The 15,811-nt window shown below is 66.8% G+C and carries 16 protein-coding genes; 4 read left to right on the forward strand and 12 right to left on the reverse strand.

Annotated features, from left to right (window positions below; genetic code table 11):
- Positions 1-90 precede the first annotated feature (90 nt).
- Positions 91-1,101, forward strand: coding sequence for a LysR family transcriptional regulator (locus C7401_RS22560; protein ID WP_112173613.1), 1,011 nt, complete (start codon positions 91-93; stop codon positions 1,099-1,101).
- A 169-nt stretch (positions 1,102-1,270) separates the two neighbouring features.
- On the opposite strand, the gene C7401_RS44450 is transcribed toward C7401_RS22560, so the two are convergent.
- On the reverse strand, positions 1,271-1,453 hold the full coding sequence (locus tag C7401_RS44450) for a hypothetical protein (protein WP_146757971.1): 183 nt from the start codon (positions 1,451-1,453) through the stop codon (positions 1,271-1,273).
- Between the two features lie 261 nt (positions 1,454-1,714).
- Here C7401_RS44450 and C7401_RS22570 point away from each other — a divergent pair, with 261 nt between their 5' ends.
- Positions 1,715-2,698: a hypothetical protein gene (locus tag C7401_RS22570; RefSeq protein WP_112173615.1), complete on the forward strand. Its 984-nt coding sequence runs from the start codon at positions 1,715-1,717 to the stop codon at positions 2,696-2,698.
- A gap of 57 nt (positions 2,699-2,755) precedes the next feature.
- On the opposite strand, the gene C7401_RS22575 is transcribed toward C7401_RS22570, so the two are convergent.
- The 4 genes from C7401_RS22575 to C7401_RS22590 form a co-directional block, all read right to left on the reverse strand.
- The gene (locus C7401_RS22575) at positions 2,756-3,664 is read right to left on the reverse strand and encodes a LysR substrate-binding domain-containing protein (RefSeq protein ID WP_112173646.1); all 909 of its coding nucleotides are present in this window, start codon (positions 3,662-3,664) and stop codon (positions 2,756-2,758) included.
- A 70-nt stretch (positions 3,665-3,734) separates the two neighbouring features.
- Entirely contained in the window at positions 3,735-4,859 is a 1,125-nt protein-coding gene (locus tag C7401_RS22580) for a porin (RefSeq protein WP_112173647.1), read from the reverse strand.
- 93 nt (positions 4,860-4,952) lie between these two features.
- Positions 4,953-5,993, reverse strand: coding sequence for an ABC transporter substrate-binding protein (locus tag C7401_RS22585; RefSeq protein ID WP_112173616.1), 1,041 nt, complete (start codon positions 5,991-5,993; stop codon positions 4,953-4,955).
- Positions 5,994-6,091: 98 nt separating this feature from the next.
- Positions 6,092-7,222, reverse strand: a complete 1,131-nt coding sequence (locus tag C7401_RS22590) for a mandelate racemase/muconate lactonizing enzyme family protein (RefSeq protein WP_258397191.1) — start codon at positions 7,220-7,222, stop codon at positions 6,092-6,094.
- 229 nt (positions 7,223-7,451) lie between these two features.
- Between C7401_RS22590 and C7401_RS22595 the strand changes: the two genes are divergently transcribed.
- Positions 7,452-8,918 carry an aminotransferase-like domain-containing protein gene (locus tag C7401_RS22595; RefSeq protein ID WP_112173618.1) on the forward strand — a complete coding sequence of 489 codons (1,467 nt, stop codon included), beginning with the start codon at positions 7,452-7,454 and terminating at the stop codon, positions 8,916-8,918.
- A 21-nt stretch (positions 8,919-8,939) separates the two neighbouring features.
- Here the strand turns inward: C7401_RS22595 and C7401_RS22600 are convergent, their stop codons facing one another.
- Positions 8,940-9,866 (reverse strand): carbon-nitrogen hydrolase family protein, encoded by a 927-nt coding sequence (locus tag C7401_RS22600; protein ID WP_112173619.1) that lies wholly within the window; start codon positions 9,864-9,866, stop codon positions 8,940-8,942.
- Positions 9,867-9,948: 82 nt separating this feature from the next.
- On the opposite strand from C7401_RS22600, the gene C7401_RS22605 reads away from it, so the two are divergent.
- Positions 9,949-10,860 carry a LysR family transcriptional regulator gene (locus C7401_RS22605; RefSeq protein ID WP_112173620.1) on the forward strand — a complete coding sequence of 304 codons (912 nt, stop codon included), beginning with the start codon at positions 9,949-9,951 and terminating at the stop codon, positions 10,858-10,860.
- A gap of 23 nt (positions 10,861-10,883) precedes the next feature.
- Here C7401_RS22605 and C7401_RS22610 read toward each other — a convergent pair whose 3' ends face one another.
- From C7401_RS22610 to C7401_RS22635, 6 genes are all read right to left on the reverse strand, one after another.
- Positions 10,884-11,255 (reverse strand): DUF1801 domain-containing protein, encoded by a 372-nt coding sequence (locus tag C7401_RS22610; protein ID WP_112173621.1) that lies wholly within the window; start codon positions 11,253-11,255, stop codon positions 10,884-10,886.
- A 114-nt stretch (positions 11,256-11,369) separates the two neighbouring features.
- On the reverse strand, positions 11,370-12,842 hold the full coding sequence (locus tag C7401_RS22615; protein ID WP_112173622.1) for a CHASE2 domain-containing protein: 1,473 nt from the start codon (positions 12,840-12,842) through the stop codon (positions 11,370-11,372).
- A gap of 42 nt (positions 12,843-12,884) precedes the next feature.
- Positions 12,885-13,448 carry an OmpA family protein gene (locus tag C7401_RS22620; protein WP_112173623.1) on the reverse strand — a complete coding sequence of 188 codons (564 nt, stop codon included), beginning with the start codon at positions 13,446-13,448 and terminating at the stop codon, positions 12,885-12,887.
- 47 nt (positions 13,449-13,495) lie between these two features.
- Entirely contained in the window at positions 13,496-13,963 is a 468-nt protein-coding gene (locus C7401_RS22625) for a FecR family protein (protein ID WP_112173624.1), read from the reverse strand.
- 259 nt (positions 13,964-14,222) lie between these two features.
- Positions 14,223-15,530 (reverse strand): MFS transporter, encoded by a 1,308-nt coding sequence (locus C7401_RS22630; protein ID WP_112173625.1) that lies wholly within the window; start codon positions 15,528-15,530, stop codon positions 14,223-14,225.
- Between the two features lie 77 nt (positions 15,531-15,607).
- Positions 15,608-15,811: isocitrate/isopropylmalate family dehydrogenase (locus C7401_RS22635; protein WP_258397192.1), on the reverse strand; the 204-nt coding region annotated here is incomplete at its 5' end.

The following is a 15,811-nucleotide window of genomic DNA, read 5'->3' on the forward strand; positions in this document are numbered from 1 at the left end:
GCGATATTGGGCACTATTTTGCGCAGCTCAATTCATGAGCGTCCAATGAGATATGATCGATGACCCATAACGCTTTCGTTATCGAAATCCATGCGTCCCGTCGATCAATATCTGTTCCGGCAATTGAAGCTCCGGCATCTGCATCTGCTGGTGGCGCTGGCCGATCTGCCCACGGTGGGCAAGGTCGCGGAGATGCTGCACGTCACCCAGCCGGCCATTTCCCGGATGATCGCGGACCTGGAGCGTGGCATTGGTCTCGCGCTGTTCGAGCGCAACGGGCGGCGCATCCGGCCGACGCCCGCGGGGGCGAGCCTCATTCGCCACGCGCGCGACATGCTCGCGCAGGCCCAGCGCGCGGGCGACGAACTGGAGGCGATTGCGAGCGGCATTGGCGGGCGGCTCGAAGTCGGTTTTCTCGCGGTTGCCGCCGCCGCGCTGGTGCCGCAAGCCACGGCGCGCTTCAAGGCGAAGGCGCGTGCCACGACGGTGGCACTGCACGAAGGCACGCTCGATCAGCTCATGCCCGCATTGCAATCGGGACGTCTCGATCTGGTGGTCGGCCGCATCGCCAAGGACATGGTGGACGAGGCGACGCTCGCATTCGACCCGCTGTTCGACGACCCGCCCGTGATCGTCGCGGCGGCCGGTCATGCGCTCGCGCGCAAGCGCGCCGTGACGTGGCACGATCTCGACGGCCTCGCGTGGGTGCTGCCGCCGGTGAGCGCGCCGATGCATCGTCGCCTCCTCGCGGTGCTCGCCGATCACGGGCTCGGCTCGCCTGTCGACGTCGTCGAATCGAATACGAATCTCGGGGATCTGTCATTGCTGCGCGGCGGTGAGCGGCTCGGTCTGGAGCCGCGCTCGCGCGCGCTCGAACTCGTGCGCGAAGGCGTGCTGTGGATGGCGCCGCTCTCGCTTGGCAGCGTGCTCGGGCCGGTGGGCGTCATCTGGCGCAAGGAGGTCGAGAGCGCGCCGGCAGTGGCGCTTTTTCTCGATTGCCTGCGCGAGACGGCGCGCAGCATCGAGCCCGATAACGCGAGCGTGGCCGGGGGCGCGAAGCCAGTGCGCAACGCGACGAAGAAAAAAGCCAAGGCAACGTAGAAAGTGAACGCGGGATGAGCGCAAGACGAGCGCGCCGCCATTGCTAATATCATCGAATGGATACGGCGAATCATCGCGGCGAAACGTCGAGGGCCCGCCTGTGCGACGTCGCGTAATCACCACTGCAACACGTATCACCTGTATCAAAGTGTTATCGCGTGGGGTCGCATCATTCAAACGCGTGGCGCGCGCATTGCGCCGCCATCACGCCAGCGCCTTGAAAGAGGCGCACGTCATGCGGCAAGAGATGGGTTTCGTCCCTGTCTCGATCCGCCATCTGGCGGAATTCGACGACTTGATCTTCACTGCGAAGTGGCTCATATTCAAAGTGAATTTTTTCAAGTCCGTCCAACGATCCGCGAAATCCAGCATCGAATAAGTCGCCCAATAGTCAAGCACGCGCTACTTCGTCAACCGCTGCGCAAAGGGTTCGAAGGGCGCCAGCGAACCGTGTCCTCTTAGAGCTTCAATACCTGCAATGTTCAACGAACCTGGCCGAGGTATCGCTGGTCCGTGGGGGTGTCCATACTGCGGGACCAGTTTCAATGCGCCGCTGATAATTTGTCCCCAATGCGGCGCGAAACAGCAGGCTGCCCGTCACCGCGTTGCGCCGGTGAGCGAGTACGCCGCGTACGAGCCGCCGAACGCACAAGGCATCGGCGACGGCTTCGCGCAAGAAAAGCATGCGCAGTGGCGCCCCGGCGCGTTCAGCTTCGGCGGCGCCGAGGCCTTTAGCGGCGCGGCGGATGTCTTTGACGGAACGCAGCGCTACAGCGATTACCCGTCGCAAGACGAATCGCGAGTGGGGCAACGCTCGTGGACGCCGTTCTATGCGATCGGCACGGTGGTGTCCGTCTCTTTCCTCGTCGCTGCGTATCTGATTTCGCATCGCGTCGAGCGCGAGCCGACACCGGGCGTTCAGGTGGTGGAAGGCGCCGTGCTCGGGCCGAAGGTGGACGCCGCGAAGCCGCCGCCTCCGACGACGCACCACGCGCCCGTTCTGGCGGCTCAAGCGCCTGCGCGTGTTCCGGTGACGCCACCCGCGCCGATGGTGGCGCATGTGCCGTCAGCGCCCGCGCAGGTGCCGCAGCCACCGCGTCATGCGACCCCGGTGCCGACCGTTACGGCGCAGACGACGCATGCGCCCACCGCGCAGCAAATCGCCGCCGATCGCAAGAGCGCGGCCGAGCAACGCGCGTTCGCCGCGAAGGCCAGTGCGAACGCACGCGCGGCCGACGTATCGAGGAATCTTGCGAGCGCGCGTACGAGCCTCGACAAGAACAACCTCGGGCCTGCGCGTCGATCCCTCACGGCTGCGCTCGCGGCGCAACCGGGCAACGGTGCCGCCTTGCAGATGCAGTCCGAACTGGCTTCGCGCGAGCAGGAGCGCGACTCGCTGCTGGGCTATGCGCGACTCTGTGCGCGCCAGGAACAGTGGTTGTGCGCGTGGCATAACGCGGGACATGCATTGACGGTCGATGCGTCGAGCAGCGACGCGCGGGAATTGCTCTCGCGCTCCATTGCGGCGCAAGGCGCGGCGGGGCCCGCCCGGCGCGTTTATGGCGGGCCGCCCGGACCGCCGATCGACGACCAGTAACGCGGCTTGCGCTTGATCGTGCGCCGATCGCACGTCAAGCGCATGGCTGACCGCGCATCAATCGCGCGCCGCGTGATGCTCGACGAGCCAACTGCTGAAGTTGCGCACGCGCACCGTGTCCTGCACTTCGGGCCGCACGTCGAGCCAGTAGCCCGAGGGGCCCACCACCTCAACCGGGCTCAGTTGCACGAGCGTGCCGTTGCGCAGTTCGGGCTCGATCATGTGGCGGTCGGCAACGGCAATGCCGAGCCCCGCCACCGCGGCATGAATCACCTGATCGAGCGTGCTGAACTCCAGCTCCCCGCGCGGCGCCATCTGCACGGTCAGCGCGGCGGCTTCGAGCCAGGCTTCCCACACCAGCAGCCGCCGGTCGATATCGAGGATATACAGCCACGGATGCTGTGCGAGCAGGTCGCGCAGCGCGCTTTCGTCGGCGGGCGGAGCGTCGAACACATGCGCCGAGCCAACCAGCACGTGGCGCTCGCGCATGAGCAGCGTGCTTTGGCCGCCCGGCAGCGGTTCCATGCCAAAGCGGATCTGGCAATCCTCGTTGCGCTCGGTGCCGTGCAGCGCACCGTATTCGTTCGTGATGGAAATGCGCAGGTCGGGATGGCGCGCCTGGAAGTCGCGCAGGCGCGGCGTAAGCCAGCGCGTGGCGAGCGTGGGCGCGGCGTTCAGGCTCAGGAGGCTGTTGGAAGGGTCGGCGCGAATCGTGTCGAGCGTGTGGGCGATGCTGTCGAACGCGGCCTGTAGCGTGGGCAGCAGGCGCTTGCCCGCCGCCGTGATTTCGAGCCGGTGATGATGCCGCATGAAGAGCGGCGTGCCGAGATAGTCTTCGAGCAGGCGAATCTGGCGGCTGATTGCCCCCTGGGTCACGTGCAGGTTCTGCGCGGCCCTGGTGAAGCTGAGGGTGCGGCTCGCCTCCTCGAAGGAGCGCAGGGCCGATAGGGAGGGTAGGCGGCGCATGCAAGCCTCGCGATGCATGAGCGCCGGCTCGCGCCGGCGCTGCTTCCATGATAAGGACTACGTGAAAACGTCAGAACGCGTGCGTGATGCCCACACGGCCGACCACCTGGTTGTCGGTGCTCGACGGGTTGAAGCCCGTGATCTGTGCGTTTTCCGCCGCGCCCGCCGCGTGCTGGTACACGCCCATCGCGTAGAGCGACGTGCGTTTCGATAGCGCGTACTGGCCGATCAGGTTGACCTGGTGGTACTTGGGCGACGTGTCGCTTGCGTGATCCTGGCCCATCGTGAAGGTGTAGCCCGCGCCCACGGTGAAGGCAGGCGTCACAGCATACGTGCCCGCCACTTCGTAGTTCTGGAAATGCAGGTCGCCGCTGCCCGTGCCCGACGAGAAGTTCACGTTCGAATAGTTCGTCATGAACTTCAGGCTGCCGATCACGTACGACGCGCCCGCGGAGAGAATGCCCTGATAGCGCGCGTTGGCGAGCGCGTCGCCGTACACCGAGTTCACGAAGCCGCCGCCGCTGCCGTAGCCGGCCACCGCCGTAGCCGGATTGTTCACGCGCAGGTAGCCCACCCCCGCGCTGAATGACCCGAGCGTGTACGCCGCCGCCGCGCTATACGAGGCATTGTTCGAGAATTGACCCGCCTGGCCGCCGAACGAATAGTGGCCTTCGAACTGGAACCCGGCCAGCACCGGGCTCACGTACTTGATGGCGTTGTTGACAGGGAACCCGTTGTCCAGGTTGTCCATGTCGTTCGGGTGTGCGAAATACCAGCCGCCGTAATTGCCGTTGAGCGAATATGGCTCGATCAGGTCGACCGTGGCGTCCCACTGCTTGCCTAGCGTGACCTGGCCATACCGGTCGGACTTCAGGCCCACGTAGGCGTTGCGGGAAAACGCAAGACCGCCGCCGAGCGACCCCGTCGCGGCGTTGAAGCCGCTTTCGAGCCGGAAGATCGCCGAGTAGCCGCCGCCCAGATCCTCCGAGCCGCGCAGGCCCCAGCGGCTGCCCGCCGGCACGCCGCTTTGCATCTGCACGAGCTTGCTGCCCGTGCCCGGCACGAGTTGGCCGTTTGCGCCGCTTGCCACATTATTGGCGTAGTCCACGCCAAGGTCGATGATGCCGTACAGCGTCACGCTGCTTTGCGCGTGCGCGCCCGTCGCCGCCAGCGCCAGTGTCAGCGTCAGCGGCATCGCCGCGAGAATCTTCTTTTTCACTTAAGTCTCCTTATCATGGAGCCGTCTTGCGCGGCTCCGCGTTCTGGTTGGTCTGCCCGGAGGGCCGCGTTATGCGCCGAGCGACTTCTGCACTTTCGCCGCCACGTCGGCGGGCACCCAGGGCTTCCACATCTCGGGGTGCTGCTTGAGGAACTTTTGCGCTTCGGTTTGCGCGTCGACCTTATGCTCGGTCATGTCGAGAATCGTCGTGTTCAGGAAGTCGATGGGAAAGCTCACCTTCGAGAAGAACGCCATGACGTCGGGCTCGGCCTGATAAAAGGGCGTCGACACGCCGATCTTCAGATGCGAGACCAGATACGACGAGGCGCACTGCTGCGTGCTGTTCGCTTCGCGCAGCGTCTTCCAGCACGCTTCGTTGAACGGCGGCATCTTGAGCTGGACGAACTTGTACTTGGCCATCAGTGCCGCGGGTTCCCAGTAGTAGGTGAGAATCGGCTTGCCGCGCGCGTAGGCCGAGGAGATCGCCGCGTCGAGCGCCGCGCCTGTGCCGGGGCGGAAATTCGTATAGGCGTCGTCGAGCTTGAGCAGCTTGAGCAAGCGCGTGTTCACGCGTTCGCAGTCCCAGCCCGAAGGACAGTTCAGGAAGCGGCCGCGATCGGGTTCTTCGTCGTCGACGAACAACTGTTTGTATTTGGGCAAATCGCTCACAGACTGGAGGTCGGGCGCGCTTGCCTTGATGCCGCGTTTCGCGTCGCCGTGCACCACATAGTCGGGCACGTACCAGCCTTCGCGCGTGCCGCCCGGCAGCGTGTCGCCCACGAGCGTTACCGTGCCCGCCTTCACCGCGCCCGCGATGATCTCCGAGCGCCCCGTCCATTGCTCGGCCCACACCTGGAGGTCGTTGCGCGAGAGCGCGGTTTCCGTGGCCGCCGTGCTGCCGGGCACGGTGTCGGCCGGGCAGCTATAGCCGTTCTTGAGGATGTAGCGCAGCACTTCGCTCGTGAAGTTGCCGCTTTCCCACGTGATGCCGGCAAAGTGCACGGGCTTGCCGCTGCTGCACCAGGTGCCCGCGGCGTGGGCCGGCAACGCGGCGAGCGCGAGCGGTGCGGCGAGGCAGGCCGCGCGTATCAGGGACGTCAAGCGTTTCATTGCATGTCTCCATTTTATTGAAATGATTCGGAATGCTTCATATATGAGATGGCTTGACGCGCGCGAACGGTCGAACCTCAAGCCAGCACTGCGGTGCTTCAGTCGTAGCGGCTGTCGTGCGCGCGCGTTGCCGCGAGCGCGGCTTCGTCCAGCTCGATCCCAAGGCCCGGCGCATCGCTCAGTTCGATCCAGCCTTGCGAATCGACGTCGATCACGTGCCTGAGCGGGAAATCGCGCCGCTCGGGCGTCCATTCGGGCGGGTCGTAGGGGAACTCGACGAACGGCGCATGCCCGGCGCCCGCCACGACATGCAGATTCGCCGCGAGGCCGATGCCGTTGCCCCACGTGTGCGGCGTGAACACCTTGCCGTGCAACCCGATTTGCGCGGCGATGCGCCGCGCGCCCTCCATGCCGAGCGTGCAGACCACGTCGGGTTGATAAACGTCGAGGCAATCGTGCGCGAGCAGCGCGGCAAACTCGTGGGCGTCGCGCGTCATCTCGCCGCCGGCGATCAGCACACCGGTTTGCTTGCGCAACTGGGCGTGGCCCGCGTAGTCGCCGCGATGCAGCGGTTCTTCCACCCAGTACACGCGGTATGGCTCGATCCGGCGAATCACGGCAAGCGCCTCGTCGGCGCGCCACGGCGCCTGGGTGTCCCACGGCATGCGCCAGCCCTGGTTGCAATCCACCATCAGTTCGATCTTCTCGCCAGCCGCTTCGCGCACGGCCGCGAGTGCGGCGATGTCGTCGGCGAGCGTCGGGCGGCCGAAGCGCAGCTTGAGCGCGGGAAAGCCGCGCGCCACGGCTTGCTCGGCCCAGCGCGCCATGCCGTCGAGCGAGCGATGCACGCCGGAGGACGCATAGGCGCGCACGCGTTTCGCGCGGCCGCCGGCCATTTGCCAGCATGGCTCGCCGCGAATCTTGCCCGCGAGGTCCCAGAGCGCGACGTCGAGCGGCCAGAGGCGGCCCGCATGGAAGCTCAGGTTTTCCAGCACCGCGCTATGACGTGCGAGATCGAGCGGGTCCGCGCCGATGAACAGATCGCGGTAATCGTCGAAGCCGTACATGGCGTCGCCGGAACCCACGCCCACGCGGCCCTCGTCGTCCTCCACGCGCACGATCGTGGCCGGAAAGGCGCGCCGGGGGCGGCTGTCCCACGAGGCGGGAAAGGGCGGGTCGAGCGGCAGGCGATGCTGGCTGACGGTGATGCGGGCGATGCGGTTCGTCATGGCGCGTGTGTTGCCGGCCGGTGCGCGCAACATTTCGTGACGTGCGCGTTCGGGCGGGCGATTGTCTCCTTGGCCTGTGCAGGCGTTACGGCATCCTAGAGGGTCAATTCCACGCACTCAATGAAGTCAATTGAAGTAAATGACAGCCTTCATTTCCGCGAATTGGGCGCGATAATGGCGCAGCCGTCGCGCGGTGCCGCGGCGCGCCAGGTCCCCTCGGGAAAACACCATGAACGGCTGGATGCCCTCGCTCTCACGCAGCAGCGAACCGAAGTACCGCGCGATCGCGCACGCTTACGCGCAGGCCATCCACGGCGGCCAGATGCTGCCCGGCGAGAAACTGCCCGCGCACCGGCTGCTCGCGAAGACGCTCAGTGTCACGACGGGCACGGTGAGCCGCGCCTATGGCGAGCTGGAGCGTTGCGGGATGGTCGTGGCGCGCGTGGGCGACGGCACCTACGTGGCCGAGCCCGATGCCGACGGCGCACGCATGGCCGAGCGCGCGCGGCCCGCGTCCGAGGCGTGGGAGCGCTCGGGTGCGGCGACGGCGGGGGTGGCCGGTATGGGCGCGGTGTCCGCTGCGGGCTCCGCCGCGCGCCTGATCGATCTCGGCCAGAACGTGCCGATGCCCACCGACGAAGCGTTCCTGCTCACGCAAACGCTGCGCGAACTCGCGGGCGACGAACGGCTGGCCGGCGAACTGCTGCTTTACCAGCCGGAAGGCGGCCGCCGCTCGCACCGCGAGGCGGGCGCGCGCTGGCTCGCGCGCATGGGCTGCGTGGCGGCGGCCGAGCGCGTGCTCGTCACGCAGGGCGCGCAGCATGGCCTCGCCTGTGTATTGCGCGCCGTGCTGCGACCCGGCGACACGATTTTCGCCGAGGCATTGAGCTACCCCGGCATCGTCGCGCTCGCGCGGCAATTGCGGCTGAACCTCGTGGGGATCGAGATCGACGAGGAAGGCATCGTTCCGGCCGCCCTGGAACGCGCCTGCGGCCTGCTCGCGCCGCGCGCGCTCTTTTGCGTGCCGACGCTGCACAACCCCACCACGGCGACGCTCTCCGAAGCGCGGCGCGCGATGATCGCCGAGATCGCCGTGCGCCATCACCTCGTCGTGATCGAGGACCTCGTGCCCGCCGCGTTGCTCGACGCGCCGCCCGCGCCGCTCGCCGCGCGCCTGCCCGAGCATGGCATCGTCATCAGCAGTCTTTCGAAGGCGGTCGCGCCGGGGCTGCGCATCGGCTATGTGCAGGCGCCGCAGGACTGGGTGGGCAAGATACTCGCGGTGATCCGCAGCGATTGCTGGATGACCTCGCCGCTCCCCGCGGAGATTGCGGCGCGCTGGATCGTGAACGGCGAGATCGACCGGCTCATCGCGCAGCAGCGCGCGCAGGTGGACCTGCGCCAGGGGATTGCCGCCGAGGTGCTGGCGGGCTGGCGCTATCGCACCGATCCCGCGAGTCCGCATCTGTGGCTGCCGCTCGCGGAGCCGTGGCGCGCCGCCGAATTCTCGGCGGCCTTGCGCCAGGCCGGCGTGCTCGTGAAAACGGCGGACAGTTTCGTGATCGGGCGCGGCTCGGCCCCGCATGCCGTGCGCTTGAGCCTGGGCGGCGCGCGCAGCCACGAGGCGCTGCGCGAAGGCCTGGAGGTGCTGGCGCGCACGTTGCGCAACGGCCCGGAAGGGCTGTATTCGGCGTAATTCCAGCGTAACGCCGCGCCCTTACTCCACGATGAAATTGACGGTGCGTTTGCGCCGCTCGTCGACCGAAAGCGAGAACACATCGGGCCGCGCATAGTGCCCGACCACGTCGAAGTCGTAGCGGGCGCGCGTGAGTTCCTCCGTGTCGATTTCCGCGACGATGAGGCCTGTTTCGCCGCGCAATGGGCCGGCCAGCACCTCGCCGAGCGGCCCGACGATCAGGCTGCCGCCGTTGATGAGCGGGCGGTTCTCGTCCCAGTGCGGCACGTCGATGCCGAGCGCGGCGGGCGAAGGCTGCACCTGGCATGCGCTGATCACGAAGCAGCGCCCCTCGTGCGCGATATGGCGCATCGAGCATTGCCAGATCTCGCGCTCGTCGACGGTGGGCGCGCACCAGATCTGCACGCCCTTCGCGTACATGGCCGTGCGCAGCAACGGCATGTGGTTCTCCCAGCAGATCGCCGCGCCCGCCACGCCCGCTCCCGTGCGCACCGTGGGCAGCGTCGAGCCGTCGCCCTGGCCCCAGATGAGGCGCTCGGTGCCCGTGGGCATCAGCTTGCGGTGCTTCGCGACGAGCCCCTCGCCGGGATTGAAGAACAGCGCCGTGCAAAAGAGCGTGCTACCGTCGCGCTCGATCACGCCGATCACGAGCGACGCGCCGCAGCGCGTGGAGAAATCGGCGAGCGCTTCGGTTTCCGCACCCGGCACGTCGATCGCGTTGCCGTAGTAGCGCGCGAACGCCTCGCGCCCTTCGGGCAGGCGGTAGCCGAGCCGCGTGCCGAAGATCTCGCCCTTCGGGTAGCCGCCGAGCAGCGCCTCGGGCAGCACCACGAGCGTCGCGCCCGAGGCGCGGATCTGCGTTTCGAAGGAGAGGATGTGCTCGAGCGTGGCGGCTTTGCCGGCGGCGGATGAACCGATCTGTAGTGCAGCGACTTTCGATTTGGCCATGGTGGACTGCTCCGGTGGGGTGAACGCTTCGAATAGTTCCACGGCGATAAAATCGCGAAAACGTATATCGATACTATGTGATATGAACCGATTTGATATCGCGGGCGTGGACCTGAATCTGCTGAAGATATTCGAAGCGTTGTTCGAAGAGGGCGGCGCGAGCCGCGCCGCGATTCGGCTGAACATGACGCAGTCGGCCGTGAGCGCCGCGCTCAGGCGCTTGCGCGCGCTCTACGCCGACACGCTGTTCGTGCGCACCGGGCGCGGACTCGCGCCCACCTCGCGCGCGCAGGAACTCAAGCCCGTGATCAGCGAAGCGCTCGACCGATGCCGCCAAAGCCTCGCGATCGCCTCGCCCGACGCGACCACATTCCACGGGCGAGCGGTCTCGATCGGCTTGTCCGACGACTTCGAACTGGCCATCGGGCGGCGCATCATCGAAACGGTGGCCACGAGCGCGCCGGGCCTGCGCATCATTTTCCGGCAGACGCACAGCCAGATCGTGAGCGATGCGCTCGCCAACCAGGAGATGGATCTCGCGGTCGCGGCGGGCGGCTTCGCCTCGCGCGGGCTGAGCCACAAAGTGCTGGGCGAGGGCAGCTATGCCTGCCTCGTGGACGACGGCCCGCGCGCGCCGCGCAGGCTCACGCTCGACGACTATGTGGCGCGCGGGCACATCCTCGTGTCGTCGGGCGGCGTGGTCGGGATCGTCGACGAAGGGCTCGCGGCGCGCGGCTTCAAGCGCAACGTGGTGGCTTCCACCACGCATTTCGCCGCGTTGCCGTTTCTGCTCCGGGGCGCGCGCAGCGTCGCGACGATTCCGCGCCACGCTGCCGTCGAAATCGCGCGTGTGACGGGGCTGAAGCTGCTGGCGTGTCCGATCGATCTGCCGCGCTATCCGGTTGAGCTGGGCTGGCGCAGCAGTTCGATGCGTGACGCGGCCATCGTCAAGGTGCACGCGGCAATTACGGCGTGCTATGCGTCAAAGCGCTGAGACGCGCGCAGCGTAGCCGGCGTTTATTTCTTCGCCTTGGCCTGGTTGAAGTCGATGGCGGCGCGCACGAGCGTTTTCAACGCGCGTTTGTCGACCTTGTCGCCTTCGAGATAATCGATGGCCCGCCGCGCGTTGCCTTCCAGTCCGGCGTTGAAGAGCTTTGCGGGATCGGCGAGACGCGCGCCATTGGCGAAGGTGAGCTTGACCTTGCCCTTATGCGCATTGGCGACGGCGATCATGCCGTCGCGATACCACACGGGGCTGCCCATGTATTTCCATTCCTCGACGATCTGCGCGTCGGCTTCGAGGATGGCCTGGCGCACGGCGGCGAATGTCTCGCCGCGCCAGTCCGTGAGTTCTGCGATTAGCTGGTCGATTTGTTCCGATGGCGTCATGGGGCTCCCTGCGCGGCATTGCGGCTGTGTTTTCCTGCGGTCCGGACCGTAATGTAGCACTGTGCCCCTCGTGGACGCGGCGCGGTGCCGACCGATGGCCTCGGAGCCTGCTGGTCAAGCCGTGTCCGTTGGCGAGCGCGTTGGCGTGCGCGGCAGGCGCGCTGTCTCCGGCTTGTCGGGCTTGTCGGTCTCCATGATCGAAATCGTGAAGAAACTGCCCATGACCGCGGAGAGAATGATGAAGATCGACGCAGCATCGACAAGGAATCCGAAATACTGGAAGACGGCGAAGCATACCGCCAGCGTCAGCAAGTTGAGCGCGAGCCCGACGATCGTCGAGGCCTTGGGCACGGTTCTCATGAACACGGCGAGGCGCGAGTCGGTGCGCGGCACATACCAGATCAACAGCAGGCCGAACGACATGATGAAACCCGTTTCGGCCCAGATCAGCCAGGCCGGGCGGCGCAGGAAGCGGCCTTCGAAAATCGTTTCGATCACCTGGGCCTGAATCTCGATGCCGGGCACGAGTTCACCCAGCGCGGTGGTGCGCATGTCGGTCAGGCCCGTGCCGGTGAGGCCCACCAGAACCAGTTTGTTGCGCATACGCGCCGGATCGACTTTGCCCAGCAGAACGTCGCTTGCGGAAACATAGCGGTGCTGCGTTTGCGCGATGGAGGCGAAATGCAGCCAGATGTCGCCGTCGGGCTGCGTCGGCACACGCACGTCGGCCACGCCCACTGCCTGCACGCCGGAGGGCTTCGAGAACACCTCGATCGCGGGCGAGTCGGTGGCCACGCGCAGCATCTCGATCGGCAGGCTCGGCACGATCTTGTCGCCAAGCCCGAGCACGAGTGGAATGCGCCGCACCGTGCCCTGTTCCTGCGCCACGTTGAGCATGGCCTGGCCGTGGGCCGCGCCCTGCAACTCGGGCAGGCTCGCGAGCACGTACTGGAAGCGGCGCACATTGTCGAGCGCGCCGCCGCCGTGCACGAGCACGGGGGCGCTCAGCATGTCGGTGCGGGTCGTGGACGTCGCGTGATCGAAAGCGGCCGCGCCGAGTATGGAAGGCGCGGCGCGCAGCGATGTGGCGAGTATCCGTTCATGGCTGGGCAGCGCGCGCAACTGGGTGGCGAGCGCCGCCTCGGCGTCGGGGAGGTTGTCGGCTACCATGCCGGGCGAGGTTTGATCGGGCTCCGGCATGTAGATGTCGAGACCGATTGCCAGCGGCCTGGCGGCGGCGATCGCATCGACGAGGTGCGCCAACCGGTTGCGCGGCCAGGGCCATTGGCCCACGGCTTCGAGCGTCCTGTCGTCGATCGCGACGATGGTCACCGGCTGCGTGGCGGGTATGCGCGGAAAGCGGCGTTGATAGTGATCGAACAGCAACTGACGGGCCGAGCCGAAGGTGTCGGGCAGCAGTTCGTTGAGCGTCTCGAGAAAGGCGGGGCGGGCGACGTTGCCGGGCCACTGGCTGCAAAGATCGATGAGGAGCAGCCCGACGAGCACGCCAACCGCCCAGGGGCGGCCTCGGTACGCCCGCATCGTGCGCTTCATGAAGGCGATGAACGAATCGCGGTAGCGTTTCATGGCGGCAGGGGGCGAGGGGCGCGCGCCGCTATTCAGTGAGAATCACTGAATGGTGATGACCGCGCGGCGGTTGGCCTGGTTCGGCACGCCGTCCGCGGTGTGCACGAGCGGCTCGCGCTTGCCGCGGCCGGCGATTTCGATCTGCCTGGCCGGGATGCCCGACTTGACGAGGAACGACGCCACGCTCTGCGCGCGGCGCAGCGAGAGTTGGTCGTTGAAGTCCTGCGCGCCCGCGAGGTCGGTGTGGCCGACCACGGTGAGATGCGGGGCGGGCCACGTCGCGAGTACTTTCTTCAGTTCGGCCACCGTGGCGGCGGACTCGGGCGCGAGTTGCGTGGCGGAGTCGAACACGAAGTTGATCGTGAAGGTTCTGGGGCGCGGCGGCTGGGCGGCCAGCAGGTCGCCGTAATTCGCCTGCACGGCGGCCTTGTTGTCCTTCGTCTGCTCGATGGCGCCGCCCTTCGAAACATCGGCGCGTGTGTAGGCGGTGTCGATCACCTGCGTTTTGCCGCTGCTATGCACGATCACGTTGCCGACGCTGCCGTCAGGGTTCGGCAGCAGCGTGATCTTGTCGGGCGTGCCGCACCCGGCGAGGCATAGCAGCATTGCGAACGCCGCGCTAACGGGCAGCCGTGGTGTGCGATGCGCCGTTTTCAATGATCGGTCTCCCCGCTGCCGCCCACCTCGATGATGAATTCCGTGCCGCGTACGCCGAGCGTGGTGGTGGGCGTGCTGTAGCGCACGGCTTCCGGATTGGCCTTCGCAAGCTTGCCATCGACCACGGCGAGCGAGCCGCGCCGGATGCTCACGTCGAGCGCGCCCTCGTAGGTGGTGGTGTTGAAAGCAAACTTGTTGAGGTCGAGCACGGAATTGGCGCCCTCGGAAAGCAGCGTGTTGTCGCGCAGCGTGATCCCCACGGAGGACGCGGGGCCGGTTACGACGCGATCGCTGCCAAACACCTCGCTGCCGATGCCGACGCCCACGGGCTGACCGGCTCGCTCGACATGCACCGCGCCTTTGAGCGTCTTGACGATGCCGATTGCATCGGCGGCGTGCGCATCGATGGCTGGCGGGCACCCGCAGGCGAGAAGCAAGGCATAGTGGATGGCTTGGCTGCGCACTGGCGATTCCGTATGGCGGAACGAACCGGGTTTCGGGCACCCGGCGAGCATAGGGGCGGCGCGCGGATCGCTCCGTGCGCTAGCGCACAGAGTGCATGCGGGAGAAAGGTTCGCCGGAGTGGGTGCGGTAAGTGCGCGCCGCGCGCTGGTTACGCTTCCCGGCCATGCATCAACGCCACCCTGGCGGCGATCGGGGTTGCACAGATGCTCGCGCGCCCGGCGGCCGAGCGGCTCACCGGGCAGGCGCGAGCCTCCCACCTCAATGATCGTGCCTGACCTGCCCGATCACCGGCTCATTCGCCTTGCGGCTCAACATCAGCGTCACCACGGCGGAAACCGCCAGCGTTGCGCCCACCACGTACAGTCCGGCGGCGTAACCGCCTGTGCGGGTCTTCAACCACCCGATTACGACCGGGCCGACGAAGCCGCCGAGATTGCCGATCGAGTTGATCATCGCGATGCCCGCGGCCGCTCCCGCGCCGGAGAGGAACATGCTCGGCATCGCCCAAAGCGGCGCCTTCGCCGCGCTGATGCCGATATTCACCACCACGAGCGCGAGCACGATCATCAGCGCGGTGCTGGCCTGGCCCGCGAACACGAAGCCCACGCAGGCGAGCACGCAGGGAATCACCACATGCCAGGTGCGCTCGGCGGTGCGGTCGGAATGCCGCGCCCAGAGGATCATGGCGATGACCGCCACGACGCTCGGAATGGCGTTGAGCAGGCCCGTTTCCAGCGAGCTGAAGCCGTACTGGCGGATGATGAGCGGCGCCCACAGCCCCAGCGTGTACAGTCCGGCCGAAGTGCCGAAGTAGATCAGCGCGAGCGCCAGCACGCGCGGGTCGCGCAGTGCGCTCAGCGCGCCCGCCGTATGGCCCGCGTGACTTTCGCGCGATCTGGCTTCGTCGCTGAGCTTCGCGACGAGCCAGTCGCGTTCCTGCGGGCTCAGCCAGCGCGCCTTGGCGGGCGCATCGGTGAGTACCTTCAGGACCACGAAACCCAGCAGCACGGCCGGCACCGCTTCGATCACATAAAGCAGTTGCCAGTTGGCGAGGCCGAACATTGGCGGCAACTGCATGAGCGCGCCGGAGATCGGCGAGCCCAGCGCCGTGGAAATCGGCGCGGCCGCCATGAACCAGGCCGCCGCCACGGCGCGCTGTTTCGTGGGGAACCACAGGCTCAGGTACAGGATGATGCCGGGGAAGAAGCCCGCCTCGGCCACGCCCAGCAAGAAGCGCAGCGCGTAGAAGCTGTTGGGGCCGCTCACGAACGCCGATGCGGCGGAAACGATGCCCCACGTCACCATCACGCGCGCAATCCAGATGCGTGCGCCCACGCGGTGCAAGATGAGGTTGGAGGGCACCTCGAAGAGAAAGTAGCCGATGAAGAAGAGGCCGCCGCCAAGGCCGAACGCCGTGGGCGAAAGGCCGATGGCCTTGTTCATCGTCATCGCCGCGAAGCCCACGTTGACCCGGTCGAGAAAGCTCACGAAATAGAGCAGCATGACGAACGGGATGATGCGCCACATGAGTTTGCGCGTGACGATTGCTTCGGTATCCGAATTCATTTGTCTCCTCCTGTGAGGGAAGCCCCGGGCGCGCGGTTTTGTTTTGAGTCGCGCCCAGGTCGATGTCGCGACGGTGCTCAGGCGGCGACGGCCGCTTTTTCCACGAGTTCGCAAACCGCCGCCGTGACCTGCGCGGTGGTTGCCTTGCCGCCCAGGTCTCCCGTATGCAGCGCGGAGTTGGCCGTCACGGCTTCGATGGCCTGCATCACGTGCGCGGCGGCCTCGTGCTCGCCGAGGTGTTCGAGCAGCATCACGACCGACCAGAACGTGCCGATGGGATT

The sequence above is a fragment of the Paraburkholderia unamae genome (assembly GCF_003268775.1).
Taxonomy (GTDB): domain Bacteria; phylum Pseudomonadota; class Gammaproteobacteria; order Burkholderiales; family Burkholderiaceae; genus Paraburkholderia; species Paraburkholderia unamae.

Coding starts and splice junctions, on each gene's coding strand:
- C7401_RS22590 (WP_258397191.1), bottom strand. CDS start 7,222: ATGACGAACCGCATCGCCCGCATCACCGTCAGCCAGCATCGCCTGCCG.
- C7401_RS22605 (WP_112173620.1), top strand. CDS start 9,949: ATGAACCGATTTGATATCGCGGGCGTGGACCTGAATCTGCTGAAGATA.
- C7401_RS22575 (WP_112173646.1), bottom strand. CDS start 3,664: ATGCGCCGCCTACCCTCCCTATCGGCCCTGCGCTCCTTCGAGGAGGCG.
- C7401_RS22595 (WP_112173618.1), top strand. CDS start 7,452: ATGAACGGCTGGATGCCCTCGCTCTCACGCAGCAGCGAACCGAAGTAC.
- C7401_RS22600 (WP_112173619.1), bottom strand. CDS start 9,866: ATGGCCAAATCGAAAGTCGCTGCACTACAGATCGGTTCATCCGCCGCC.
- C7401_RS22610 (WP_112173621.1), bottom strand. CDS start 11,255: ATGACGCCATCGGAACAAATCGACCAGCTAATCGCAGAACTCACGGAC.
- C7401_RS22585 (WP_112173616.1), bottom strand. CDS start 5,993: ATGAAACGCTTGACGTCCCTGATACGCGCGGCCTGCCTCGCCGCACCG.
- C7401_RS22615 (WP_112173622.1), bottom strand. CDS start 12,842: ATGAAACGCTACCGCGATTCGTTCATCGCCTTCATGAAGCGCACGATG.
- C7401_RS22560 (WP_112173613.1), top strand. CDS start 91: ATGCGTCCCGTCGATCAATATCTGTTCCGGCAATTGAAGCTCCGGCAT.
- C7401_RS22630 (WP_112173625.1), bottom strand. CDS start 15,530: ATGAATTCGGATACCGAAGCAATCGTCACGCGCAAACTCATGTGGCGC.
- C7401_RS22580 (WP_112173647.1), bottom strand. CDS start 4,859: ATGCCGCTGACGCTGACACTGGCGCTGGCGGCGACGGGCGCGCACGCG.
- C7401_RS22620 (WP_112173623.1), bottom strand. CDS start 13,448: ATGCTGCTATGCCTCGCCGGGTGCGGCACGCCCGACAAGATCACGCTG.